This is a genomic window from Pseudomonas haemolytica, from assembly GCF_009659625.1.
GTDB lineage: Bacteria > Pseudomonadota > Gammaproteobacteria > Pseudomonadales > Pseudomonadaceae > Aquipseudomonas > Aquipseudomonas haemolytica.
Genome location: NZ_VOIW01000006.1, coordinates 151,292 through 177,297 on the forward strand (window position 1 = coordinate 151,292; position 26,006 = coordinate 177,297).

Below are 26,006 nucleotides of genomic sequence, written 5' to 3' on the forward strand. Positions count from 1 at the left end.
TGGCCCCCATACCCGCCCCTGCGGGTATGGGGGCTTGAAAAACTACTGCTTCCAGGACGGACCGGGTTGCGGCGATGCCGGTCTCGGCGGTGAGGTCTCAACCGTGCCGGTCGATAGCTCCAGCACCTCCTTTCGCGACAGCTCAAGCAGCTTCTGCGCCCGCACGCTGCCCAACTCGACCTCCAACAGGGTCAACTCCACCTCGTAGCGTTCCTGGCTCTCGGTGCCGGGTTGCCTGGCACTGTGTGCGTCCTCCAATGCATCCTGACGCCGTAAAGCATTTTGCTCCAGCGTAGTGAAAGCGTCGGGGTAGCGCTCGCGCAGGTAATTGAGCCAATAATCCCGGGCAATCAGGCTTTCATAAAACCCGTCGGACTCCTCCGCCGCGAGCACCAGCGCACGCGCGCTATTCAAGGCCTGCCCGCTGAGCGGCGTAGCAAACGCCATGTAGGTGGGTTGCCCTGGCAGGTCGAGACCGTCTGGCCAACCGCGGGTCATACCGATGCGGTACTGCAAGCGTACTTCGGCCCTGTCCAGCCCCTGGGCATTGCGTTCGGCCAAGGTGTCGACCTGGTCGAGCCGGAACAGTTGCCGGGACAGGTCCAATAACCGCTGGCCACGCAGCCTCAAGTTGTGGACCGGAACGTCACGCAACACACGCTCCTCGAACACCAGCACCTCCATTGCACTGAACGTAAGGGTGCGCCCATCGATACAGGTATTGTGGGTTTGCGAGGCCGCGAACAACGTCTCGCGCTGCTGCGCATTGCTGGCGGCCGCTTCGATCACCTCCCAGACCCGCCGGGTTAGATCAGTGCGGGTGAACCTGAACTCCGGGGTATCACGCAGTCGCGAGAGCAAATGAAAAAAGGGTGCGTGGCCGGGCTCCTGGGTCAGTTGCAGCCACAGTTGCCGCCTGGATGCGGCCAGGGCCGACGGCGTGTTCATCAGCCAGGACGCCAGCGCCGCTTCACCCGCCTCACCCGCCGGGTCAAGAATGATTTCCAAAGGCTCATAGGCCGCCCCGGCGTCATTATCATCGTCGGAGTCACCGTCCGAATCAGCGCCGGAGTCGCTTCCAGAGCCGATGTCGGAGTCGCTTTCTAGCGCGGCAATCCTGAGGTTGATGTCCTCGCGGGTCAGGCCCATGACGCCCTGCCCCTGGTGGGCATCGCTGTAGTGCCTGAGCTGCTCCAGCGCGTTGAGCGACAGCTGGTGATTGTCGGCCAGGTTCGTTCCGGTCACCAATTGATCGTGACTGCCCCCCAGCAAGCGGTCCGGAAACGTCGTCAGGGCATTACCGCTGAGGTTCAGCGTACGCAGGTCGGTGGCCTCCAATGCGCCGTCGGGCCACTGGGCAATGTCGTTGTAGCCGAGATCGAGGGCTTCCAGGCGGCTGAAGGCGCTGGTGCTGAACTCGCTCAGGTTGTTGTGGCCGAGGTCCAGACGGCGCAAGCGTTCACCGCCCAATTGGCGGTACAGGGGCTCTGGATCACTGAAAGCGTTGGCGGCCAATTCCAGTTGCTCCAGCTGGCCCATGTGTTGCACCGCCTCGGGCAACGCGGTCAGCTCGTTGCCGCTCAGAACCAGCTTGCGCAAGGCCGGGAAGCTGTTGAGGAAGCCATCGGCGCCTTGCCCCGAGAAGCGCACACCGGTCAAGTCCAGGCTGCGCACATGCTGAAAGCGCAGGTCCAATTCAGGCAGATGGTCGATTTGCAGGCCGTGCAGGCTCAGCTCGGCCTCTGCATCACCAGACACCCCACGCTGCCAGCATTCACTGATTTTGGCCGCTGCCAGTTGCCGTTCTTCGGCCAATACGCTCACGTCCGCTGCATGCAAATCGCGGGTATACAGCCAGCCATTGAGCTGACGCGTCAGGGACTCGCACTCCCGGAGCCATGCGCTCAGTTGCGTGTCTATCTGTGGGTCGCTCAACCCGCTGTCACGCAGTTGCTCCAGCCGTTGCAGCGCCTGATCCTCGGTCAGCGCCGGGTTCAACTGTTGCAAGCGCTTGGCAAAGCCCGCAACGCCTTCCGCGGCTTCTATTGGTCCAGGCAGTGGCAATAAATAACGCGCCATCGACCAGCCGGTTTCTTCCGGTGGAAAAGCGGCTGGCAGGGCTTGATGTTCAAACCGGATCAGCGCTCCTTCGGGCAAACCTTGAGCGGATTCAACTCGCTGGCGTGCCGCCTTGAGCGCAACCTCACCGTCCGGGAGGAAGCGGTTCCCCGCCAGGTTGACCTTCATCATCAACGCGTCGTTCGCCAACACGGATGACGGCAATGTCGGCAGTTGATTATCGCGTAAGTCGAGCCACGCCAGCTGCGGCAAACCCTCGGCCCCGGTTGGCCAGGCCTGCAATTGGCTCGCTCGCGCATTCAGCGCCTTGAGATGCGTGAACTCACTGACATCCAACGCCTTCAGTGGGTTATGGCTTAGATTCAATTGCTCCAGGCTGCTCAGACCATTGAGTTGCGTCTGGACCGCTGGCGTGGCCACCAGGCTGTTGTTGGACAGGTCGAGTCGGCTCAAGGCAGGCAGGTCGCCTGGGCCGATGGGTAATTCGGTCAAACCATGGCCGCGCAGTTCAAGGGTTTGCGTGCCGCTGAATGCGCGAATAAAACCACGGGTCTGTTCTATGGACTCACCCAGCCAGCCCAGGCGCAACGTGCGCACATGGGAAAAGGTGGCAGCCGGCAGTTGCGGCAGTTCAACCGTGCTCACCGGCAAGGACCCGGCGTCCACTCGAAACTCCGGCGCTGGCAACTCAAGCACCGATACGTTGGCCGTCAATTCATAACGCTGGGCTACCGCCCCGCGCCAGCTGGCTTCGAGGGCATTGATAACGTGTGCGTTGGCACCCGTTTGCCAGGGTAGCGAACGTAACCTGAGGCGCGACGCCGGCGTGGCCGGATGATAGAACCGCGCAAAAAGCCCGTTGTACTCTGCCGCCAGGGCTTCGATAGCAGCAAAGCGGGTGACTGGGGTATTCCAGGTGGTCATGATTTTTTCGTGCAAGGCGCCCGTCAGCGGCGAAGGGCCCAGCAACGACTGCAACTCACCCCTGGCGTACTCGCGGACCATCTGGTGCAGGTCAGCCAGGTGAACCCGTTCGCCCCGATAGTCTTTCACGTACTTATACGCGGGCGTGAATGCCTCGCGGGTGAAGCTTGACCAGTCCAGCGACAGGCCCGCCCACAGGTCTTCATGCCCGGTATACAGGCTCTCAGGCAATGCGCGGATACTGGTGTTGGCCAGGTCAAGGCGCTCCAGCTGGGCCAGGTTTTCAGCATAAGCCGGCCACTGCGAGAGCGCGTGAGGCGCATCGAACTTCAGCTGTTTCAACTGCACAAGCGCGGACAAATCCAGGTTGTTGAGTGCCGCTGGAGAAAACCCGCTGCACTCGATATGCAGCGCCTGCAGCGAAGTGAGCGCATTGAGTTTCGAGGAGAAATCCGACGCCAGCGACGACGCATCTGCCTTGAACGTCAGGTGCTTGAGCTGAGTCATCTCGCTCACCGCCTTGGGCACGGTCGTCAGCGGCGATATGCCGAAGGTAGCCGGGTCCCACACGCGACCGCTCTCACCAATAGACAGACTGCTCACATTAGGAAATCGCGCCAGAAAGGCATCCGCGTTAGCGTCGCTCAAACCGCGCCCACCCACCGACAGCTCGCGGATATGCGCAAAGTCAGCCATCAGCGGCGGCAACGGCTCATTGATCACAATCGACAGTCGTTCGGCACCCGGTACTTCCTTCGCCAGCGGTGCGCGCCGCCACTGTGCCTTGAGCAACTGGGCGACCTGGGTTCTATGCAGGTACGCAGAATTGTCCGGCGCGGCGCTGAACGGGTCCAGCGCCACCGGAGGCCGGCCCACCCACTGGTCAAGGGTTGATGCCAACTCTGCATATTCGCGCCTGCGGTTTTCCAGGAGGTTGAAGATTGCCTTGTCGCTCCTGCCCGGCTGTTGCAACTGGCGAATATAAGCACTGGCCTGGGCGTCGCTCAGTTCCGGGTAGATCACCCGCGCCCGCGCCGCAAGATTTGCCCTCACGTCGACCTCACGTCCGCTGGCGTAGTACCCCACCCGTGTGTCGTTGACCCGCACGGGTGGCTTGGGACGCTGGCCCTGCGGTGCTGTTTCACTGCGATAACGGTCGGCAAACTCAATGATTTTTTCCTGCAACTCGGCGCTCTGGCCGACCTGAGGCACGCCCAGCCCGCGCCGTGCTTCATCAGGCAAGGCGTGCATCAGCGAGGCATAAAAATTGTCGCCCTGTTTGGGCAGGCTGTTGAGTGCTTCACCGCGCGCATTGAAAGCCTGAAAGCGTGAGTTTTTTCTCACCAGGTACTTCTTGTCGCGTGCCGACTCGCTGCCAATGCTGTCCAGCAGCGTGCCGCTGTCACTGTCTGCGCGCACCTCCAGGCGCAGCGTGTCCGGCCAGCCCGGCAGTTTTTCCAGGCAATGCAGTGCCAGGCGTCGGCTATCCCCCGAGGCCATGTTTTCGCTGCGTAAACCGGCATAGGCACGGGTTTGGCGACCCTGGCGCGCATACCAGCGGGCCTCTTCCAGCAAGGTCAGGGGCACCCGGTGTGCGTCCTCCAGTTGTTTGAGATCATCAGGCCGCGCGTGCGCCAACGCTTCCTCGGCGCCCGCTTCGCTAAGCCCGGGACATGCGCGCTGCAACCGCCGGACCTGGCTCGACACCGGCTCCGTGCCGGCGTAGAGGCTGTCGAAAATCGCCGGCTTGCGGGTCAGGGCGTAATCAGTGAGTTGCTTGCCAAACTCTTGCGGCCGCAGCTCCACCACCCGTGCGCCCTGCGCGCCCAGCAGGCCGACGACGTCCTGCTCATCAAGCACCGCCAGAATGTGCGCCGGCAGTTGGCCGCCGAGGATATCGGCACGGCTGATCCTGATCGGCGCCTTGGCAGTCGCGCCGCGTGGCAGACGCTCGGAGCGATACTTGACGGACGCGCCCGATAAACCCGGTGCCTCGAATACCTCAAGCACCCGCGTTTTTGGCCAACCGGGCATTTCCGCCACCAGCGGCAGCGCGTACAAATAGCGGTCATCAATCGGTTGGGTGCCGCGCAGTTGTTCGATCACCTGGCCGGTGTCGGCGTCGGCCTTGAACAAGCGCATCGCATCCCTCAGCTCGGGCGGCGGTGGCGCGAGGTCCATGTGCATTTTGCGCAGCGCGTTGTCGCTGACACCGCTGACATCCGCCACCTTGATCAGCTCGGTATCGGAAAACGCCTCGGTGGTATGGCCCATGCGCCGCAGCAGGGTCAGGCGGTCCCATTCCAGTGGCCGCTCCAGGGTGTGGCGCCAGGCGCCACGGCCGTTGCTTTGAAGAATCGGCTGGTAGGCAGCGGCGTCGCTCGGGTGCTTGATGCGCCACTGCTGGGTCGACGCCTCAAAGAACTGCTCGTAAACCTTATTGCCCTGGCGGATATAGGTCTTGCCCTGCAGTTGATGCTGCCCCAGCGCGTTCGGCCCTGGGCCGGCATCTAGCGCGACCGGGCTTTCATAGCCACTCAAGTCGGGCTTCCACAGGCGGGTTTCGCCGTTGGGCAACGTCACGGGGCTAAGGTGTTCAATCACCGGTTCCGGCTTGACTGCCCTGAATCTACTCACCGCTGCACCCACGCCGGCCATGACAGCCAGCTGCGCGAGGTTCTCGGCCACGTCGACCAGGTGCGCCTTGGCCGCGCGCTTGTCGCCCTCTGCCCATTCGATCGAGCCTTCCAGGGTTTCGTACAGCAACTGCCCGGCCATCACCGTCAACATGATTTCGCCCAGGACCGGGACGAACATGGAGACCATGTTCAGCCCCAGCAAGCCGATTTCCAGCAGATGGGCGAGTTTTGCTTCACGCGCCTTGATATCGACTTCGGCGGTGGGCACCGCATGGCTGCGGGCATCGGCATACACCTTGTCGCGGTTTTGCTCAAACAGGTAGTCCCACAGGTCCACATTGTCCGCCCACGGCCCGCGCCCCTTGCGGGTGACATAAGAGGGCGCGATATACGGATCGGGTGCCGGTTCCATTTTTGCCGGACTCGCCGGTGGCAGCTCCTTGATATGGGTGGCGGGCGACAGCTCACTGACCGTCTCGATGATGGTGCGCCACGGCGACGTCAAAGGGCCGCCCGGGGAATCGGCAGCCGCCTGGGTGAATTGGCTGTAGTAATACCCGCGCTGCGCATACGGCACGAACTGGCTGAAAAAGCGCTGGTAGGCCGTGGGGCTGGCATCGTTGGCCTGCATGCCGTCTCTGGCGGTGAACAGGCGCTTGAATTCCTGGCGCATCTGCGCGGCGGTATAGCGCTTGAGCGCATGCTCCGGGTCTTGGGGAATGTAGAGAATCACTTCGTCGTTGTAGCGGTACTTCTTGCCGATCACGAAGGCCACGCAGCCGGTCATGCGCTTTTTCATCAGGCCCATATCGTTGAACCAGACTTGCTTGTCACCCATCCTCGGGTGCACTTCGCCATTGATCACCGAGACGATCATCCTGTGGTCCGCAGGCTCGATGTCCCGGGTCAATAACGCCTGGTCAGCGGCAGCGCGCATCGCGGCTTTCTGGCTGGCGATGAACCGTTGGCGCAGGGTCGCCTTGGCCGTGGCATCGGCAGGCTCGAAGAACGTCTTCAGGTAGGCCTGGTATTTGGCGCCCACATCCAGGCCACGGCACAGCGTCAGGAACTGGCTGACCGTCAGGTTAAGCGTGGTGGCTTCAAAGGTGTCAGGGCTGGCCGCCTGTACCACAAAGCCGGAACTTTCATGGTAGGCAGCGCTTTTGCACTCCCAGGCTTCGAAGTTATGCAGTGCAGCTTGCAGCATCGACAACTTGAGGAATTCGAACGACGACACTTCCAGCTCCAGCACCGTCACCGCCAGCGGGCGGCGCAGGCACAGCAGGGTCTTGTCGACGTCAACGTTCACCTGGTACTGGTCTTTCAAGGCCTTGAGCAGTAAGGGCCGAGCGAAGGTGTCGACGTCCTGGAACGTGGCCATGCTTTTGTCGAGTCGAGTCTGGGCCAGGGTGCTGGCCTTGATGCTGGCAGTGACGGTCTTGCGCTGTTCGGGCGAGGCGTTTATGTACCAATCCGGCAAGACCGCCGTGCTGTGTTTAAGCGCCAGGCGGCGGGCCGGTGTTGCGTCGATCAGCCATTGCGGCACAGCCTTTTCGAGGAAGTCGCCGTGAATACTTAAGGTTGCCGCCGGTGGTTTAGCGACGGTGGAATCAGGGGATAAATCGGACATGCTGTCACTCCTGTGAAATGAAGTGACAGCACATCACCGTTCAGCCCAAGGCCGGTGGTGTATAGATACGGGGCGTCTATGCTGTGGTGGAGAGTCTTCGTGACGAGGGTTTTATGGACGATCCACTCGACAACAAGCCGCCGACCTTCTGGCAAATGCTGCACAGCGTGATGGCGGCGGCCTTTGGCGTGCAGAGCGGGAAAAATCGAGCGCGCGACTTTACCCACGGCAAACCCAGCCATTTTATCGTGCTGGGCATCCTGTTCACGGCCGTGTTTGCGCTCACGCTGTTCGGCATCGTCAAGCTGGTGCTGCACCTGGCCGGGATTTAGCGCAGCAGCAATTGCAGGCTGAATGGGTAACGGTAGGACTTAGGCTTGCCCACCGCCGACAGTGCGCGAAAATCCACCGACGGCATCGGCCCCGACAAGCGCTGCGCCTGTGCGGTATCGATCAGCTGGAACAGCGCCAGTTGCCGATCCCGCCCGCCGTAGGCGCCGATGTCGACGCCTTTGGCGTCATCATTGATCAGCACCATGGCCCAACCGCCCAGGGTGAAATGCCCGGCGACCAGCGTGGTCAGCCGCCCGTCCAGGCGAGCCTTCAATATGCCCGGCGAGCTGTTGACCGCACTGAACAGTACGTCCTTGCCCGGTACACGCTCGCTGTCTTGCAGGGCGTGCATGGTGCCCAGCGCCATCTCATCGTTGGCCGACCACACAAGCACCGTCTGTGGGTAACGCTTGAACAACTGGGTAGCTTGTTCGAGGGCACGCTCGCGACTCCACTCCCCATAGACCAACTGCCGCAGATGCACTTGCGGGTGCTCGGCGAGGGCCTGGCGCAGCCCCTGTTCACGGCGCTGCGCAGCCGGGGTGTTCTTGACGCCGGAAAATGCCAACAGATCGAGGGTTTCATCGGGAGCAATCGGCCCATGCTGGCGCAGCAGGTCGGTGAGCATCAGGTAGCCGGCGCGATCGTCGTCAGCTACCAGACTACCTATCCAGCTGACGTCAGTGCGGGCATCCAGCCATTGCACTTGGTCGGGCGTCAGCGCGCTATTGACGATCATCAATTTGACCCCGCTGCCCTGAGCCATGCGCAGAATTTGCGGGGCGACGTATTCCTCATTCACCAGCACCAGGTAATCAGGCCGCTCGCTGCCTTGCAGGGCTTCCCTGGCGTGGATCAGGGTGTTATGGGCATCGCGCTCGGAATAACGCACGCGCAAATCCAGGCCGAGGTCCTTGGCGGCGGCCTGCATGAATTGCGCATAGCTGACCCAGAAGGTTTCCGTGGACGTGCCCGGGTTGAGAAACACCACCGACGCCGCCTGGGCCATTGCCCCACACGTCGATCCGGCTAACCACACACACGCAATCAGAGCCTTCAACATAGCTGTTCGAGCCTGGAATATTGATCGCCATGATAGTGGCAAATCGACAGCCAATCGAGACTCAATCAACGCTCTTTTTACTGGTGGCTGACCCAGAACACGGCGGTTCCCACCACCAGGATAATCAGGAACAAAATAGCCCAGGCATCCACGGTACTGTCAGGTTTACGGGCTTTGGTTGAATTGCTCATCGCATCGCCTCTTGTCGGTTTTATAGGTGACGGCACTAAGACTCGACCACAGTAAAGATCATGATTGCCCGCATGACAAATGTGGATATCGCGATAACGGTTCTCATTAGTCAGTTTGGTTATTTACATATACCCAAACATCACTTTTGCGCATATACGCAAACTGGTATCGTGCGCCGGCTCCGTTGGGAGTGCGCGGCCGTGCGCGCAGATTTGCCGAGAACAGGACCTATATGTACGTATACGACGAATACGATCAGCGCATCATCGAGGACCGCGTCAAGCAGTTCCGTGATCAGACCCGACGCTACTTAGCAGGTGAACTGAGCGAAGAAGAGTTCCGCCCTCTGCGCCTGCAAAATGGCCTTTATGTTCAGCGCTTTGCGCCGATGCTGCGGGTGGCCGTGCCCTATGGCCAACTGACTTCGCGTCAGACGCGGATGATGGCCAAGATTGCCCGCGACTTCGACAAAGGCTACGCCCACATCAGTACCCGCCAGAACGTACAGTTCAACTGGCCGGCCCTGGAAGATGTGCCGGACATCCTGGCTGAACTGGCCACCGTGCAGATGCACGCGATTCAGACCAGCGGTAACTGCCTGCGCAACGTGACCACCGACCAGTTTGCCGGCGTCGCTGCGGACGAGTTGATCGACCCACGGCCGTGGTGTGAAATCGTGCGCCAGTGGACCACCTTCCACCCGGAATTCGCCTACCTGCCGCGCAAGTTCAAGATCGCCATCAATGGCTCGACTTCCGACCGTGCGGCCATCGAAGTGCACGATATCGGCCTGGAGCCGGTGTACAACGCCGCCGGCGAGCTGGGCTTTCGCGTGCTGGTGGGTGGCGGCCTAGGTCGTACGCCGGTGGTCGGTGCATTCATCAATGAGTTCCTGCCGTGGCAGGACCTGTTGAGCTACCTGGACGCCATCCTGCGGGTCTATAACCGCTATGGCCGTCGTGACAACAAATACAAGGCCCGGATCAAGATCCTGGTCAAGGCGCTGACCCCTGAGGTATTTGCCCAGAAAGTCGACGCCGAGATGGAACACCTGCGCGGTGGCCAGACCACCCTGACCGAAGCTGAAGTGCATCGTGTGGCCAAGCACTTTGTCGACCCTGAGTACAAGGTCTTGTCCAGCCAGGACGCCGAGCTGGCCACACTCGACCAGCAACACCCAGGCTTTGCCCGCTGGCGCACTCGCAACACCCTGGCGCACAAGAAGCCGGGCTATGTTGCCGTAACCTTGTCGCTCAAGCCTACCGGCGTCGCCCCAGGCGATATCACCGACAAGCAGCTGGATGCTGTCGCCGACCTGGCCGAGCGCTACAGCTTCGGCCAGCTGCGCACTTCCCACGAGCAGAACATCATTCTCGCGGACGTCGAGCAGAGCCAACTGTTCACCCTGTGGGGAGAGCTGCGCGAAGGCGGTTTTGCCACACCGAACATTGGCCTGCTGACCGACATCATCTGCTGCCCGGGCGGCGATTTCTGCTCCCTGGCCAACGCCAAGTCGATCCCGATTGCCGAATCGATCCAGCGCCGTTTCGACGACCTGGACTACCTGTTCGACATCGGCGAGCTGGACCTGAACATCTCCGGTTGCATGAACGCCTGTGGTCACCACCACGTCGGCCACATCGGCATCCTGGGCGTGGACAAGAAAGGCGAAGAATTCTACCAAGTGTCCCTGGGTGGCAGCGCCAGCCGCGATGCGAGCCTGGGCAAGATCCTCGGCCCATCCTTCGCCCAGGAAGCCATGCCCGAGGTGATCGGCAAGCTGATCGACGTGTACATCGAACAGCGCACCGAAGATGAGCGTTTCATCGACACCTACCAGCGCATCGGCATCGACCTGTTCAAGGAGCGCGTCTATGCAGCGAATCATTAAGAACAACGAAGTCGTCGACGAAACCTGGCACCTGCTGCCCAAGGACGCGAGCTTCGACGGCATCTCCAACTGCGACGACCTGATCGTGCCGCTGGCCCTGTGGCGCGAACACGGCCACGCCCTCAAGGCCCGCGACGGCGGCCTGGGCGTGTGGCTGGACGCCGATGAAGAAGCCGAAGAGATCGGTGAAGACGTGGAACACTTCCAGGTCATCGCGCTGAACTTCCCTGCCTTCACCGATGGCCGCAACTACTCCAACGCCCGCCTGCTGCGTGACCGTTATGGCTACAAGGGTGAATTGCGCGCGATTGGCGACGTATTGCGTGACCAGCTGTTCTACCTTCACCGCTGCGGGTTCGATGCCTTCGCCTTGCGCGCCGACAAAGACCCGTATGAAGCGCTGGAAAGTCTCAAGGACTTCTCGGTGACTTATCAGGCTGCCACTGATGAGCCGCTGCCGTTGTTCCGTCGGCGCTGAGCCCAGCCCCATGAAAAGCCCTGCCGCGCCAGGGCCGACAATGGTCCTCCAACACCCTGCGAAGGCTACGCTTTCGCAGGGTGTTTTGTTTTCGCAAGCTTTCTTCATGAGAGCGTCAGCACTTGATTTATGTGGGCGATACCTTGCCTCCATGACGCAATCTTCACACTAAACGGTGAACATCCGCCGTGATCGAACTGTCCCCTATTGATCAGCAGTTTTTAACCTCACTGACGATTGGAGTTCTTCATGGCGAAAATCAACCTGGCCCAGCAACTGGCGACCACCCTTGAACAGGCGGGCATCAAGCGCATCTGGGGCCTGACCGGCGACAGCCTCAATGGCCTGACCGACGCTCTGCGCAGCATGGACAGCATCGAGTGGATGCACGTACGCCACGAAGAAGTCGCCGCCTTTGCCGCCGGTGCCGAAGCCGCCGCCACCGGTGAATTGACGGTGTGTGCCGGCAGTTGTGGGCCGGGCAACCTGCATTTGATCAATGGTTTGTTCGACTGCCATCGCAACCATGTGCCGGTGCTGGCGATTGCTGCGCAAATTCCGTCCTCGGAGATCGGCCTTAACTATTTCCAGGAAACCCATCCCCAGGAACTGTTCAAGGAATGCAGCCATTTTATCGAGTTGGTGAGCAACCCCGAGCAAATGCCCCAAGTGCTGCACCGTGCCATGCGTTCGGCGATCCTCAATCGCGGCGTGGCGGTGGTGGTGATCCCGGGGGATGTGTCGCTGCTGGAAGTGGAAGACAAGCTCAAGCCTTGGCCGGCCTTGCACGCGCCGCGCACCTTGCCGGCGGAACAGGACCTGCAACGCCTCACCGAGATCCTCCAGGACAGCCAGAAGGTCACCCTGCTGTGCGGCAGCGGCTGTGCCGGTGCCCACGACCAGGTAGTGGCGTTGGCCGACGCCCTCGGCGCGCCAGTGGTGCATGCGCTGCGGGGCAAGGAGCATGTGGAATGGGATAACCCGTTCGACGTTGGCATGACCGGCCTGATCGGTTTCAGCTCTGGTTACCACGCCATGCTCGATTGCGACACCTTGATCATGCTCGGTACCGACTTCCCCTATCGCCAGTTCTATCCGACCGACGCCAAGATCATCCAAGTGGACCGCGATCCGCAGGCCCTGGGGCGCCGTGCGACGCTGGACCTGGGCATCGCCGCCGATGTCAGTGAAACCATCGATGCGCTGCTGCCGCGTCTGACGCGCAAGACCGATCGCAGCTTCCTCGATACCTCGTTGAAGCACTACGAAAAAGCCCGCCAAGGTCTGGATGACCTGGCCCAACCGTCCAAGACCAACCGACCGATCCATCCCCAATACGTGGCACGCTTGCTCAGCGAGCTGGCCGACGATGATGCGATCTTCACCGCCGACGTCGGCTCCCCTACGGTGTGGGCTGCGCGTTACTTGAAGATGAACGGCAAGCGCCGACTGATCGGCTCGTTCAACCACGGCTCGATGGCCAACGCCATGCCCCAGGCCATTGGCGCCCAGGCGGCATTCCCTGGCCGCCAGGTGATTTCGATGTCTGGCGACGGCGGCTTCACCATGTTGATGGGGGACTTCATTTCACTGGCGCAACTGAATCTGCCGGTGAAACTCATTGTGTTCAATAACTCGTCCCTGGGGTTTGTCGCCATGGAGATGAAGGCTGCAGGCTACCTCGACACCGGCACCGAGCTGAAAAACCCGGACTTCGCGGCCATGTCCAATGCCATGGGCATCCTGGGGATTCGCGTGGAGCAATCCGAAGACCTCGAACCGGCCTTGCGCCGCGCCCTGGCTCATGACGGCCCGGTGCTGGTAGACGTGGTGACCGCCACTCAAGAGCTGGTGATGCCGCCGAGCATCAAGCTGGAGCAGGCCAAGGGGTTCAGCCTGTATATGCTCAAAGCCGTGATGAGCGGGCGCGGGGATGAAGTGATTGAGTTGGCGCGAACCAACTGGCTGCGATAATCCTCCTGTGGGAGCGGGCTTGCCTGCTCCCACATTGAATCTCCTTGCCAAATCAAGCCGACTGTTTTTCGACCCATTTGCCGTAGGCATCGATGAATGCCTGCAGGAATGGCTTGGACCTTTCCGACACCTTCCCCGCCTCATCGAACACACTGCCCGCTGCGCCCAAATAAGCTTCCGGCTGCTGCATGCACCATACATCCAGGAATACCAGGGACTGGCGCAGGTGATGGTTGGCGCCAAAACCGCCAATGGCACCCGGCGACACGCTGATGATCGCCCCCGGCTTGGCGCTCCAGACGCTTTGCCCGTAAGGGCGCGAACCTACGTCGATGGCATTCTTCAACGGCGCCGGCACGGAGCGGTTGTATTCGGGGGTCACGAACAGCACCGCGTCGGATGAACTCACCTGTTTACGGAAAGTACTGTAGGCTGCTGGCGGTGTTGGCCCGTCAATGTCCTCGTTGTAGAGCGGCAAGTCGCCGATTTCTACAATGTTCAACTTGAGATTGGCGGGGGCCAGTTCGGCCAAGGCCAGGGCGACCTTGCGGTTGATCGACTCTTTTCTCAAGCTGCCCACCAGGACGGCAATCGTGTAGACCTTGCTCATTGAGGTTTCCCGACTTCTGAATAAAGGAGCTTGTAGTTATAGAGATTTCGCGCCACGCACACCAGCAGGATTTGATAACGCCGCAGGGGTTTGACGCGCATTCATAGGCGTGGGAAATGTCTGAAATTTTAAACGAATAGTATTTTTTTCTTATAGGTAAACTACCCCGCTCACTGACGGTCTACAGAACCGCAAATCGAGTGTTTATCTCCAGAGGTTCTAAACAGATGGCAGCAGTACTAGTCGGACAGTTCCATGCCAGAGACGCGGAAGGCCGCGTGTATTCGGTGCATGAGTTCCAGGAATCCAACCCGGCGCAAGGCGACCTGGCTGGCTCGACGCCCACCACCACCTACAAGCTGGCCATTGGCGACCGTGTAGAAAAACTGGAAGGCGATGAATTCAAACTGATCCAGTCGGGGACTATCATCGTCCGCGAATCGCAAACCATCCCCGCGTAACAAGATCCCGCCTTATCGACCCGCTCAGTCCTGGCCATTGCTGGCGTTGACTGGGCAGGGGATCAGGGGCTGCGGATCTCAGTCACCACAATACCTTGCCCATCTTGCTTGAGCGTCACCAGCAGTTTTCCTCGCTCACCCTCCACCGCGTACATCGAACGCGTGTAACCCGACGCGTTGTACGCAGGGTATGCCTCTACTTGCCTGATCAAGGTGACGCCCAACACCGCGCCTACCTGTTCGCCCACCTGTTCCTGGGAACGGATAAACGCTTCCGGTATGCGGTTTTCCGGCGTGTGTTCAGCGTGATCATTGAAGAGGTAAGCCGCCACGCACCCCACGGTCACGAGGACCAGAAGCTGCTTGGCCGTTACCCCGAAGAACATCGAGGGTGGAGGCATGTGAGACCAGACCTGTTTTTTGTTTTAAGTACCGGAAAACCGGCAGCGGTCGTTGCTGATCAGATGCGCCATTCTAGTGAGGTCGCGGCCGAACGCCATAGGCCAGGGCGACCCGTGCAGTCTTTTTTGCGCACGATGCCTTGCACCATTGAATCCCCGTCGCGCTGCACATAGACTCCGGCCATGCGTTTACGTCATATCGAAGTGATTCAGGCCATCTTGCAGACCGGACACCTCGGCACGGCCGCCGAATGGTTGCAACTCTCCGTGGGCGAGGTAGACGCCACCCTCAAGGATGCCGAGTTGCAGTTGGGTTTCATGCTGTTTGCCAGTGTGCGCGGGCGCTTGCAAGCGACGCGGGAGACTCTGGAGTTGCAGACGCACATCGCCCGACTGTACGAGGCCCTTGAGCCCGTGCAGCGACTGGCCAGCCGTTTGAAACACCATCACGCCCCCACCCTGCGCGCACTGTGTACCCCGCCCCTGGCCAATCAACTGTTACCACAAAGCATCGCCACGCTGCGCCGGCGTTTTCAGGATACACCGTGCAATCTGTCTAGCCAGCCAACCCGGGAAATCGTCAGGAGCCTACTGCTGCACGAAGCCGATGTGGGCCTGAGCCTGCATGACCCGGAACACCCCCAACTCCAAAGCAGCGTACTGGCCCAGGGCAAATTGCAATTGCTCGCCCCCCATGGCTGGCTCAAACCCAAGCAGAAGTACCTTGCGCTGCAAGACCTGGCCGGTCAGTCGATGATCGGGCTTGAGGGCCATGACCCACTCAGCCGCCTGCTGGACGCCAAGCTGCAAGCCTTGCGCCCGCTGCCGGTGGTGCAAACGCGGGTGCAGACCTACCAGATGATGCGCAGCATGGTGGAAGCCGGCGAAGGGCTGGCGATTGTCGACCCTTTCACTGCAGCCGGCGCGCGGGAATCGGGGCTGGATAGCTGCCCGTTATCCCCTCCCATCCCTGTCATCCTTTACGCACTGACTTTGAAGGACGCAGCAGCCACGCCGGCGCTGAACGCGCTGCTGGAGATTGTCATGCACAAAGCCGAAGCCTTGCTGGCCGGCGCTTCGCTGGGCACGCCAGCACCTTAAGGCTCCCCCTCAGTCGAGCTTTTCTGACACATCCGGTACTGGTGCGCCGGGAACCTCGTCCGAAGTTTTCTACACCCAATCGCTGAAGGAAGCGCCACGCCGCTTCCTATCGGACGAATCTGAAACTAAGGAACGGTTCCCATGAATAACCTTCATCACGCGCTTGCCCGCCTGTCTGTCACGGCCCTGAGCCAGGCTGACGCTCCATCGGCCGCCACCGCTCTCGGCGAGCTGCAACCCCAGCCCGTCAACAACCGGCCCGAAGTCTCGGCCAACGACCCTGGCCCCGACGAGCTCGACAACCCTGCAGCCCTTAAAAAGGCCTTTGCTGAACACTGCAACTGGAAAGAGCTGGCTGCAAAATTGCGCCCGCTCCTTGAAGAACTGACCAATGCTTTCCCGGGTGAAGTGTCCAGCGAACAGCAAAGCCGCCTTGAGACACAACTGGCAGCACAACTGGCCAGCCTTTCAGTGCCGGTCTGTGAACTCTCCGACTATTACGAAAAACACAATCTGACCCCAACGAGCGTGGTCAAGCTTCACACCTTCCTCAGCGGCAGTGGCTTGAACGTCCCTAAAACCCTGGAAGAGTTGCTCACGCTGTATCAGCGTGCGATACAGCAAGTCCACACCCACCCCCTGGGTAATTTCAGCGGGGCGCTGTCATGGCCGACTCCGCTGGCAACGCAGGACAAACAAGCCATTGTCGACCTGCTCAATGCTCCCGGCTCGACATTGCCCGGACTTCCACTGGCCGACAGGCAAAAAGGGGTACTTGGCTATCTGCTGTCAGCGGCAACCTTGTCCAACGATGACTTCAAATACTCCAGCTCCACAGTAGAAACGCTGCTGGGCTCGGCCAAGGCCCAGGCATTGGGGCAGGCTATACAAACCCAGTTGGGCGGCATTGCGACAAATGCCAGCAGCAATGACTACTTGCTGGCAGCGATCCATCTGGGCCTGGACCCGGAATCCCTGGGCACCCCGGCTCGCAACAGCGTCGCCGGCTTTGACCTAGGGCAGCGGCAATACTGGAATAAGCCGGCTGCGCAGGTGATTGACGGCTTGAGCCGCCATCTGGTAGCCCAGGGGCGAGCCACCTTGCAATCGGCCGACCTTGCAGCCCGCATGCTGCTGGCACGGGTTGCGCCTGAATACCGGGTCAAGGACATACCGCCCAACGTGACTTACGGCAGCATCCCATGGGCACAGCTGGCAATCGCGGTGGCCAAGCTTGAGGCCCAATCGCCAGGGCGCGTGCTTACAATGAGCTATAGCGAGGTGCTCGCCGCCGCCGAGGACGTCGATGTCGGCGCACCGCTCCTCAAGCGTATCCAGCACGACGCCTTGAGTAATTGGGGGGTCGTCCATGGACTATTGAAAGCCGGCGACACGGCGCATACCCCGATGGAAATGCAGGCGGTGCAAGCCGCCTTCAATGCCCAACAAAGCGCCTTGCAAGCCACGTCCACAGCGCTTGCAGTGTCCATTCCCAGCCGTGAAACAATGGCGCTCGAGTTGCTGCGAGAAGAGTTCCCGGGAGTGCCGGACAGTGTCTTCAAGGCAAAAAACATTCGCAAAGTCTGGTTGAACCCAGGGCGACCCGGCCGCTTCCCCGGCGACCACTCGATGCTGGATATCGTCATGCAAGGTGACAAGGTCAAGCTAGGCGAGAAAGAACATTGGGTGACCGAAGACAAGCGGATTCCTATTGTTGAATTCTGCGATAAATCCGCAAACGGCAAACTCACGGTAGCAAGTGCTTTTACCCAGCGTTACGAAGCAGCCATAGCGGAACAGGAAAAAGGCCACGCGGGCCTGGCCAGATACCTCGTCTCGAACCTGTCGCCAGAGGACAAGCAGAACTTCGAGTACGGCCAGCTCGAGTTTTTCCATACCAACGAATACAAAATAGGCACCGACTTCTGGACGAAAACCCTGACCAAACGAGGTCACACACTGGATGTGAAGACCACTCGCGACGGTCAGGTCAACGTCTATCGCATTGATACCAGCACCGGCACTGTTTCAAAGCACAACTTCCTCATCGAACGGTACTCCCCGCCCTACGACAAACTCGAAAGAAGAGACGCCAACAGGCTGTACAAAACCGTGCAGTACAACCCTTTCGAAGACGAGCACACCAAGCTGGCCACGGAAAAGGCGACGGTCTCGCAAATACCGCAAGTATTCGATTCCGAACGCACGAACTACATCGCCAAAGTATTCGTCAAATCCCTCGACCTGCACAATGATGACCTGCTTGAACATGCCAAAGGCATGACCTCCTACGACAAAAGCGCAGCCGCCGATGATGCAATCGGAAATTTTTTCCTCAACCTGATTCCCTTCAGGTCAGCAATTGTCAATTTCATGAAGGGCAACATCGGCGATGGCTTGTTTGACCTGGGCCTGGATGTGGTTGGCCTGGTCACACTGGGCGTCGGTAAGGCTGCCCAGGCGGGCAAGGTGCTTGCCACGGGGGTGACCGGCCTGAAAACCGCCACAAAAGCAGCGCGATTCCTGGGCGGCGCCGTGATCGAGGCGCTTAACCCGCTGGGTGGCACGGGCGATTTGCTCAAAGGCGCCAGCCGCTTCGTCTGGTCCAAGGGGCGGTCAGCAGTGAATGTGCTCAGGGGCGCCAGCGGCAGCTACGAGGTGCTTAAAGTAGCGGGCAAGCAGCAGGGTGTGGTTGCCGTAGGCACCTATAAAGCACTTGATCGCACCGAGGAAGCCGGTGCCGTATTTCGCAACGGCAACTGGCACGACTATGACGTGGCAAAGGGGCTGCCCTACGGTGCGCTGTTGAAGGAGTTCAAGCCCCACGTGGTCGCGAACGCCGATGAACTCAAAGTGCTCAACCCATCCGCGCTGCAGGACTACGCGGACAATATCTCGCCTGACCTGCTGCAGGTAAAAGGCTTGCAGGCCAATGTCTATATGGGGCCGGGCAACAAAGAATATATAAAAATCGACGGCAGGCACTATCAGTCCAAACTCAAGGATGGCCAGCGTGTTATCCAGCACCCGAACACAGGCCACCCCGACCTTGCCGTCAAGGACCTGGGCAGCAACGGTTGGGAGCTTTCGGCCACAGCCAATCGTTTAATCGGCGGGCAAACTCCGCCGGCGTGGAAGCTCAACGATGACACCTACGTTGTGCCGGTGGACGACGTCAAATTAGGCACCCCCCCTTCGTATCCCTACACAATCAAATACGATGGCATGAACCATGTCGCAACTTTCGACACACAGGTAGGTGCCTGGGGCCAAGGCGGCAAATACAAGGTTTATTTCTGGCGAAGTGCAAAGAACACATGGCAGAAGGGACCGCTTGATGAGTTCATGAAAGCCAAGAAGATAGAGTCGCACCAATTCAGATTCATCGAAGCGGCCACGCCCGCCATATTGCACAAGCCCAAAAATGTCAGGCCATTACCCAAAGACATTCACTATTTCTGGGCTGGCGGCGAAATACCCGACAAGCTAGTAGCCAAAATCGCGAACAACGCCGAGAAAACCCCTGGGTTCAAGTCTATTGTGCACATCGATGCCGATACCCCGGAGCTGTTCCAGGCCATGAAACTGAAGCTGGAAAAAGACGCACCCGGTGTCACTGTCATGAATCTGCACGAAGAAGACTTTTTCCAGTCGTTGAAGACCACCGACATGTATTCATACTTCCGCAAAGGTCAGGGCCAGAACCTCGCCGCCGCCTCGGACGTCGCACGCTACCCGCTGATGAATAAATATGGAGGTATCTATCTGGACACAGATGACGTGATCAAAGGGTCTGTCGGATCGGCAGGCCTGAACGCTGGCGACGGGGATATCATGGTCAGCCAGCCGGTCGCACACCCAGTCACCGACTACAAGCTTTTCTACAATACAAGCAACTTCGCCACCCAGGCGGACAACCCGGTCGTCACTCAAATGATCGCCGAGCAGAATCGCCGTTTTCTCGAAAACAAACCCTACTTTGAGGCCAATCGCCCGACCATCGACCGGGACGCCAACGGCACATTCACTTATACCCAGGATTTTCTGACCTACGAAGGCAAGGTTTTTGAAACAGTGGGCCCAACCATGTTTAACGACGTTTTAAAATCCAAGCGACCTGACATCTACGACGCAGGCTTTGATGGAATGCCCAAGGACTTGGTCATGGTTAATGGAAAACGCACCCTCGGCGAACGGTTCAACCTGGAAAACCAAACTCGCCAGTATTTTGCGGACAAAGGCCTTATGGAGCCCGACGGGCTTTCAGAAACGCTGAAGGAAGCCAAGGACCACTACAGGGCGTTCCGTGAGCAACTAAAGATTGAAGTGGGTGCCGAGCACTCGTGGCTCGGCGCGTAGCCTCACCGCCAGCAGCCCGGCGCGGCTTGAAACGTTGCCTGTCAGTAACGTTCAAGTCGCGTCCTGCTCGGTCTTGAACAACCGATACCAGAAGATCGCCACTTCGCGGGTTTGCGGATCAATCCCGCGATAACGCAGTTGGTCTATCCCGCCCATCACATACCCGCAACGCTCATACAGGCGGCAGGCACCGAGGTTGTTGTTCTGGGTTTCCAGCATCATGCCCGGCAAGTTTTTCTTGCGGGCCCAGAACTGCGCCACATCCAGCAGCGCCTTGGCGACGCCATGGCGTCGCGCGGGTAACACCACGGCCAACTCGTCAACGTGGGCAAAACCGTTCCAGTTGGTGCTGACCACGATATGCCCCACCGCGCGGTCATCCAGGTAGGCCATGAAGATCGCGCTGTCGGTGGCATTGCGAAAGCTGGCGAACTCTTCCGGGTCGATGCCATAACACTTGCGGTACGGCAGCACGCGCTCCACAGGCCATTGATCAACGCGCTGGCCCATCTGAGGTACACCGTAGACGCTGACCTCAAAACTGAAATCATTGCCCCATACATAGGCGTCGAAACCTTCGTCGGCGACCCGCACGCTGAGCCCTGGATACTTCGGGTTCATTACAGCTTGCATAAACATCCTTAACCCTTGATGCAATCGACGGTGTAACAACGGCCACTGCCGTCATCTTCGTGTTGCAGCCCGTGAACATCCGCGAGAAAACCGGGGAAACTGCTATCGAACGTACGGGCAAACGCCAGGTAGTCGATGATCGAGCGCGTTGACTCGGTAAAACGCTCGCCAGGCATGATCAATGGAATACCCGGCGGATAAGGCACCAGCATCACGGCTGCAACGCGCCCTGGCAAGGCATCAATAGACACCGCTTCCACCTCGCCCCTCACCAACTGGTCGTAGGCATCGGCGGGCTTCATCGCAATTTCCGGCAACACCGTGTACATGCGCTTGAGGTGCTTGGCGGTGGCGTTACTACGGTAGCAGCTATGCAATTGGTCGCAAAGGTCACGCAGGCCCATGCCTTGATAACGCGCCGGCCCTTGGGCATACACCGATGGCAAGCAACTGGCGAGGCTGACATTGGCATCGTAACTGCGCTTGAACTCCAGCAACTCGGTGAGCAAGGTGCTCCATTTGCCTTTGGTAATACCCATGGAGAACAGCACGAGGAAAGAATACAGTCCGGTCTTTTCCACCACCAGGCCGCGCTCCCAGAGGAACTTGCTGACCACCGCAGCAGGAATTCCGCGATCGCTAAGGGCGCCACCTGCGTTGAGGCCCGGCATTACCAGCGTGACCTTGATCGGGTCCAGCAGCACGTAGTCTTCGGCAACGTCGCCAAAGCCGTGCCACTCATCCCCAGGGTGCAACAGCCAATCCGCCGTGGCCACCCGATCGATGCCAGCAACCGAGGGCGGCTGCCAGATGGAAAACCACCAATCTTCAGCGGCAATATGCTGGCGCAAGTTGGCCAAGGCGCGGCGAAAACTCAGGGCCTCGTCGAACATTTCTTGCAGCAGCGAACGCCCGGCCGGGCCTTCCATCATCGCCGAGGCGACATCCAGCGAGGCGATGATGCTGTATTGCGGCGAGGTCGATATGTGCATCATGAAGGCTTCGTTGAACCGATCACGGTCCAGTTGCCGTGCGCCGCCGTCCTGTACATGGATCATCGACGCCTGGCTGAATGCCGCCAGCAACTTGTGCGTACTGTGTGTGGTGAACACCAAGGGGCTGTCTGGGGTGCGCGAGGTGCCCATGCCGTAGCGCCCGGCGAAGAACTCGTGGAAAGCAGCGTAGGCGTACCAGGCTTCGTCAAAGTGCAGCACCTCGACACTGTTGCCCAGTTGCTGCTTGATCAGCTCGGCGTTGTAGCACAGGCCGTCGTAGGTGGAGTTGGTCACCACCGCCAGCTTCACTTTTGGCGGCCGGCCACGGGTCAGGGGGCTGGCGTCGATTTTGGCGCGGATCGACTCGGGGCTGAATTCGCTCAGGGGAATCGGGCCGATGATCCCCAGCTCGTTGCGCTCCGGGCACAGGTACAACGGAATCGCGCCGGTCATGATGATCGAGTGCAACACTGACTTGTGGCAATTGCGGTCCACCAGCACCAGGTCGTCGCGGCCGACCATGGAATGCCAGACGATCTTGTTGGCGGTGGACGTGCCATTGATCACGAAGAACGTATGGTCGGCGCCAAAGTTGCGGGCGGCCCTGGCTTCGGCTTCGGCCAAGGGGCCAGTGTGATCGAGCAGCGAGCCCAGTTCGGGAACCGAAACAGACAAGTCCGAGCGCAGGGTATTTTCCCCGAAGAACTGGTGAAACGCCTGCCCCACCGGACTTTTGCGATAGGCCACGCCACCGCCATGGCCGGGGGTGTGCCAGGAATAATTGGAGTCGGCGGTGTGTTGCACCAACGCCTTGAAGAACGGCGGCAGCAAACCGTCCAGGTAGGTGCGTGCAGCGCGAGCGACCTGGCGCGCCAGAAACGGCACGGTGTCTTCGAACAGATAAAGAATCCCGCGCAGTTGGTTGAGCTCGCTCATGGCGTCGGCGGGGGCATTTTCCAGGGTGACTTGCTCGCCCAACGCAAAGATCGGCAGGTTGGGCGCCCTCACCCGCGCCAGGCGGATCAGCTCAACCATGTTTTGCAGCAGATGGGTGTTTTCTCCAGCACCTTCTGCGGCGATCAGCATGCACGCCAAACCGTGATGGGTGGAGGCCACCAGCCGCCCTTCGGCGTAGTCCACGGCAGAAAAGATACTGAAGCCCTCTTGTTCCAACTCCCTGGCGATGCCTCGAACCCGGTCGCCGGCAACGGTGTCGGCCTTGATGTCACGGTGCACGATCAAGATGGGGAATTTCAGGTCTTTGTACATGAGCGCTCTTACTCCGGAGGCTTTGCACTCAAGGGTAGAAGCTGGGAGCGAATGTGGCGAATGAAGATTTTGCAGGCCATGCAGATCAACTGTGGGAGCAAGCCGCTCCCACATTTTTTACTGTATTGAGCCAGGGCTATTGTTGGGTCAACTGAGCCCACAACGCCGGCGCACCGGCCGACTTGGCAATCGCTTCCAACCGCGCCGCATGCTCGGCCAGATCCTGCTCGCTGGCACGGATGATCGGCGTCGGCTTGCGATCAGCCGGCAGACGACGGATTTCCGAAGGTCGGTTGCCAGAACCTTCCGCCGAACCAGTACCATCGGAGGCATTACCGGCCAGGGAAAGGCTGGTCTGCCCACCGGTCATGGTCAGGTAAACGTCGGCCAGGATCTCGGAGTCGAGCAAGGCGCCGTGGAGTTCACGGCCGGAGTTATCGACGCCATAGCGTTTGCACAAAGCATCAAGGCTGTTGCGCTGGCCCGGGTGACGCTCGCGGGCCATCATCAAGGTGTCGAGGATCGTGCAGTGCTGGGAGATGTCCGCACGGTCCGTCTGCCCCATCAGGGCAAACTCGTTATTGATGAAGCCGATGTCGAACGCCGCGTTATGGATGATCAACTGGGCGCCGTTGATGAACTCGAAGAACTCATCGGCCACTTCGGCAAAGCGCGGCTTGCCCTTGAGGAATTCGTCGGTAATACCGTGGACACCGATCGCGCCCTCGTCACTGTCCCGATCAGGTTGCAGGTAGACGTGGAAGTGACGACCGGTCAGACGGCGCCCCATCAGTTCGACACAGCCGATTTCGATGATCCGGTGACCATCGGTCACCGGCATGCCGGTGGTTTCGGTATCGAGTACAACAGATCGGATGGCCATCAGGGTTCAGCTCTCAACGGTTCGGTACAGTTCAAGGGGCGGGATATTAGCATGCTCTATAACCGAAGCACCCCATGGCGCAAAACCGAGGGTGGGCGCCCGAGCGTTTTTAACAAGGTTGAGCAAACTTGCTTGAGTTTGCCTCCCACTCGATGAAAGCACGAGCGAGCCATTCGCCCGTGCGATTCTGGGCCTGTCGGCAGCGATCACTGGGCTTTCTTGATCAGGCCAAAATCCCGCAAGGCTACGTAGGGGTCCCAGTACTCGCGCACGGACTGGATCTGCCCGTCCTTGGCCATACGCAAGATGGCGATGAAGGTCTGGTGGTAAGGCTTGCCACTGGAGCGAATCACGCCATCGCTGGTGTATTCAAATACGTATGTGCCTTTTTCGGTGGTCTCAAGCAGGGTCCAGGTCTTGGGATCGCTGTACTTCAAATGACCCATTTGCTTACTGAAGTTAGTGAAGTAATCAGTCATCTCCTGACGGCCCTTGTTCGCGCGCTTGAAACCGGCATTCGGGAAATCGCGGACCGGCGCGTAGGTCAGCTCGTAAACGCCGTCCTGCGCATAATACTTAGCCATTTCGGCGGGATGCTCCGACCAGCCGTCCAGGCTGCGCCAGTAAAAGTCCGCCACGTCGGCCTTGGTGTACCCCGGCGACAAATAGAAGAAGCCATCCCGCTCCTTGATTGCTGCTTTGGGTTGAGCATTAACGCTGGCGGCAAAGGCTGCCGTGGTGACCAACAGGCCCAATAACCATCCACGAAGACTCATCATGTTTACTACCTCACTTGCTTGATTGACGGGTTGATACGGTTTTACTGCGCGCACGGCGTCGCCGATGCGGTGATGGCCTGACCGCACCTGCGGGGAGGGTTAACTCAATGGGGCATGCGCAGGACAGCCTTGATGGTTTCGCCGGAATGGATATCGGCGATAGCTTGATTGATATGTTCCAGGTCGTAGAAGCGGATCATTTTGTCCACCGGGAAACGTCCCTGTTTAAACAATTCCACCAGCCGAGGCAGGAACACTGAAGGCGCCGCGTCCCCCATGATGCTGCCGCGTACCACTCGGCCGCGGATCAGTTGCATGACATCCAGGGACAGTTGGGTTCCGGGGGCGACCACCCCAGTCAGCACAGCCTCACCGCCCTCCTCCAAGACGCTGACGGCGCTCGCCATCACGCCGACATGGCCAGCGCATTCGACTGCGTATTTCACGCCCCGACCACCGGTCAGGGCCATGATTTGCTGCGCCGCGTCGCTCTGGCTCGCGTCAATCAGCTGCGTCGCGCCCATTTTTCTGGCCACCGCCAGGCGTGAAGCTTGTGTGTCTATGGCGATGATCGGAGTGCAACCCATCACCTGAGCCGCCATCACTGCACTCAGGCCGACTGCGCCCATGCCGAAGACGGCGATGGCGGTGCCGGGTGCTGGCTTGAGGGTGTTCATGACTGCGCCGGCCCCCGTCATCACGCCGCAGGCAAAAGGCCCCAGAAACTCCAGTGGCGCATCATCCGCAACCTTGACCAGACTACTTGCGCTGACCACCGCGTAATTGGCGAATGAAGACTGGCCGAAAAAGTGACTATGCACAGGCCGCCCGTTGTCATGCAGTGCCACCGAGCCATCGGCACGAGAGGCTTTCCAGTTGTAGTCAAAATGTTCGTCGCAGTAGGTTGGCAACCCACTGGCGCAATGACCGCACTGACCGCAGAAGCCCAGGGACAGGATGACCTTGTCACCCACCTGTACATGGCTGACGCCCGGCCCGACCTGCTCGACGATACCGGCCCCTTCATGCCCGAGCACCACAGGCATTGCCACCGAAATCTGGCGGTCACGCACGGCAAGGTCGGTATGGCAGATACCGGTTGCAATAATTTTGACCCGCACCTCACCGCTGCGCGGAGTGTCCAGCTGCAACGGGCACACATCAAACAGCGGGTCTTTGCCTTCAGTCACAGCAGCCAGGATTCTCATTGGGTTTCTCTCGCAATATCAGTGGCTTAATAGTGGTTACCGGAATAACCAACTGTTGAAGCCAGATTAACGAGCAGTTCCACAGGTTGCTTTGCCTTACTTGC

At 59.7% G+C, this 26,006-nt stretch carries 16 protein-coding genes; 7 read left to right on the forward strand and 9 right to left on the reverse strand.

Features of this window, described 5'->3' with window-relative positions:
• Positions 1-42 precede the first annotated feature (42 nt).
• Positions 43-7,272, reverse strand: coding sequence for an NEL-type E3 ubiquitin ligase domain-containing protein (locus FRT59_RS19955; protein WP_153872142.1), 7,230 nt, complete (start codon positions 7,270-7,272; stop codon positions 43-45).
• 113 nt (positions 7,273-7,385) lie between these two features.
• Between FRT59_RS19955 and FRT59_RS19960 the strand changes: the two genes are divergently transcribed.
• A complete protein-coding gene (locus tag FRT59_RS19960; protein ID WP_153838294.1) occupies positions 7,386-7,604 on the forward strand; it encodes a DUF2970 domain-containing protein in 219 nt (72 codons plus the stop codon).
• On the opposite strand, the gene FRT59_RS19965 is transcribed toward FRT59_RS19960, so the two are convergent.
• Positions 7,601-8,668, reverse strand: coding sequence for an ABC transporter substrate-binding protein (locus FRT59_RS19965; protein WP_153872143.1), 1,068 nt, complete (start codon positions 8,666-8,668; stop codon positions 7,601-7,603). The genes FRT59_RS19960 and FRT59_RS19965 overlap by 4 nt on opposite strands.
• 424 nt (positions 8,669-9,092) lie before the next feature.
• Between FRT59_RS19965 and FRT59_RS19970 the strand changes: the two genes are divergently transcribed.
• The 3 genes from FRT59_RS19970 (at position 9,093) to poxB (ending at position 13,203) form a co-directional block, all read left to right on the forward strand.
• Positions 9,093-10,751 (forward strand): nitrite/sulfite reductase, encoded by a 1,659-nt coding sequence (locus FRT59_RS19970; protein ID WP_153872144.1) that lies wholly within the window; start codon positions 9,093-9,095, stop codon positions 10,749-10,751.
• Positions 10,735-11,229, forward strand: a complete 495-nt coding sequence (locus FRT59_RS19975; protein WP_034119350.1) for a DUF934 domain-containing protein — start codon at positions 10,735-10,737, stop codon at positions 11,227-11,229. Before FRT59_RS19970 ends, FRT59_RS19975 begins: the two co-directional genes overlap by 17 nt.
• A 249-nt stretch (positions 11,230-11,478) precedes the next feature.
• Positions 11,479-13,203 (forward strand): ubiquinone-dependent pyruvate dehydrogenase, encoded by a 1,725-nt coding sequence (gene poxB / locus FRT59_RS19980; protein ID WP_153872145.1) that lies wholly within the window; start codon positions 11,479-11,481, stop codon positions 13,201-13,203.
• Positions 13,204-13,255: 52 nt separating this feature from the next.
• Here poxB and FRT59_RS19985 read toward each other — a convergent pair whose 3' ends face one another.
• Positions 13,256-13,813 (reverse strand): NADPH-dependent FMN reductase, encoded by a 558-nt coding sequence (locus FRT59_RS19985; RefSeq protein WP_153872146.1) that lies wholly within the window; start codon positions 13,811-13,813, stop codon positions 13,256-13,258.
• 227 nt (positions 13,814-14,040) lie between these two features.
• Here FRT59_RS19985 and FRT59_RS19990 point away from each other — a divergent pair, with 227 nt between their 5' ends.
• Positions 14,041-14,274 (forward strand): hypothetical protein, encoded by a 234-nt coding sequence (locus FRT59_RS19990; RefSeq protein WP_153872147.1) that lies wholly within the window; start codon positions 14,041-14,043, stop codon positions 14,272-14,274.
• 62 nt (positions 14,275-14,336) lie between these two features.
• Here FRT59_RS19990 and FRT59_RS19995 read toward each other — a convergent pair whose 3' ends face one another.
• Positions 14,337-14,675, reverse strand: a complete 339-nt coding sequence (locus tag FRT59_RS19995; protein WP_034119354.1) for a hypothetical protein — start codon at positions 14,673-14,675, stop codon at positions 14,337-14,339.
• 183 nt (positions 14,676-14,858) lie between these two features.
• Here FRT59_RS19995 and FRT59_RS20000 point away from each other — a divergent pair, with 183 nt between their 5' ends.
• Positions 14,859-15,776, forward strand: a complete 918-nt coding sequence (locus FRT59_RS20000) for a LysR substrate-binding domain-containing protein (protein ID WP_153872148.1) — start codon at positions 14,859-14,861, stop codon at positions 15,774-15,776.
• A 141-nt stretch (positions 15,777-15,917) separates the two neighbouring features.
• Positions 15,918-20,135 (forward strand): glycosyltransferase, encoded by a 4,218-nt coding sequence (locus FRT59_RS20005; protein ID WP_153872149.1) that lies wholly within the window; start codon positions 15,918-15,920, stop codon positions 20,133-20,135.
• Between the two features lie 51 nt (positions 20,136-20,186).
• On the opposite strand, the gene FRT59_RS20010 is transcribed toward FRT59_RS20005, so the two are convergent.
• The 5 genes from FRT59_RS20010 to FRT59_RS20030 form a co-directional block, all read right to left on the reverse strand.
• Positions 20,187-20,768, reverse strand: coding sequence for a GNAT family N-acetyltransferase (locus FRT59_RS20010; RefSeq protein ID WP_080752968.1), 582 nt, complete (start codon positions 20,766-20,768; stop codon positions 20,187-20,189).
• A gap of 8 nt (positions 20,769-20,776) precedes the next feature.
• Positions 20,777-23,032 (reverse strand): Orn/Lys/Arg family decarboxylase, encoded by a 2,256-nt coding sequence (locus FRT59_RS20015; RefSeq protein ID WP_153872150.1) that lies wholly within the window; start codon positions 23,030-23,032, stop codon positions 20,777-20,779.
• A gap of 136 nt (positions 23,033-23,168) precedes the next feature.
• Entirely contained in the window at positions 23,169-23,909 is a 741-nt protein-coding gene (gene dnaQ, locus FRT59_RS20020) for a DNA polymerase III subunit epsilon (protein ID WP_198809844.1), read from the reverse strand.
• 212 nt (positions 23,910-24,121) lie between these two features.
• Complete coding sequence (locus tag FRT59_RS20025) at positions 24,122-24,694, reverse strand: nuclear transport factor 2 family protein (protein ID WP_034119360.1); 573 nt, start codon at positions 24,692-24,694, stop codon at positions 24,122-24,124.
• Positions 24,695-24,798: 104 nt separating this feature from the next.
• Positions 24,799-25,902 carry an NAD(P)-dependent alcohol dehydrogenase gene (locus FRT59_RS20030; RefSeq protein WP_153872151.1) on the reverse strand — a complete coding sequence of 368 codons (1,104 nt, stop codon included), beginning with the start codon at positions 25,900-25,902 and terminating at the stop codon, positions 24,799-24,801.
• Positions 25,903-26,006: the final 104 nt, after the last annotated feature.

Coding starts and splice junctions, on each gene's coding strand:
- FRT59_RS19995 (WP_034119354.1), bottom strand. CDS start 14,675: ATGCCTCCACCCTCGATGTTCTTCGGGGTAACGGCCAAGCAGCTTCTG.
- FRT59_RS19970 (WP_153872144.1), top strand. CDS start 9,093: ATGTACGTATACGACGAATACGATCAGCGCATCATCGAGGACCGCGTC.
- FRT59_RS19985 (WP_153872146.1), bottom strand. CDS start 13,813: ATGAGCAAGGTCTACACGATTGCCGTCCTGGTGGGCAGCTTGAGAAAA.
- FRT59_RS19975 (WP_034119350.1), top strand. CDS start 10,735: ATGCAGCGAATCATTAAGAACAACGAAGTCGTCGACGAAACCTGGCAC.
- FRT59_RS20015 (WP_153872150.1), bottom strand. CDS start 23,032: ATGTACAAAGACCTGAAATTCCCCATCTTGATCGTGCACCGTGACATC.
- FRT59_RS20000 (WP_153872148.1), top strand. CDS start 14,859: ATGCGTTTACGTCATATCGAAGTGATTCAGGCCATCTTGCAGACCGGA.
- FRT59_RS19955 (WP_153872142.1), bottom strand. CDS start 7,272: ATGTCCGATTTATCCCCTGATTCCACCGTCGCTAAACCACCGGCGGCA.
- FRT59_RS20010 (WP_080752968.1), bottom strand. CDS start 20,768: ATGCAAGCTGTAATGAACCCGAAGTATCCAGGGCTCAGCGTGCGGGTC.
- FRT59_RS20030 (WP_153872151.1), bottom strand. CDS start 25,902: ATGAGAATCCTGGCTGCTGTGACTGAAGGCAAAGACCCGCTGTTTGAT.
- poxB (WP_153872145.1), top strand. CDS start 11,479: ATGGCGAAAATCAACCTGGCCCAGCAACTGGCGACCACCCTTGAACAG.
- FRT59_RS19965 (WP_153872143.1), bottom strand. CDS start 8,668: ATGTTGAAGGCTCTGATTGCGTGTGTGTGGTTAGCCGGATCGACGTGT.
- FRT59_RS20025 (WP_034119360.1), bottom strand. CDS start 24,694: ATGATGAGTCTTCGTGGATGGTTATTGGGCCTGTTGGTCACCACGGCA.
- FRT59_RS20005 (WP_153872149.1), top strand. CDS start 15,918: ATGAATAACCTTCATCACGCGCTTGCCCGCCTGTCTGTCACGGCCCTG.
- FRT59_RS19990 (WP_153872147.1), top strand. CDS start 14,041: ATGGCAGCAGTACTAGTCGGACAGTTCCATGCCAGAGACGCGGAAGGC.
- FRT59_RS19960 (WP_153838294.1), top strand. CDS start 7,386: ATGGACGATCCACTCGACAACAAGCCGCCGACCTTCTGGCAAATGCTG.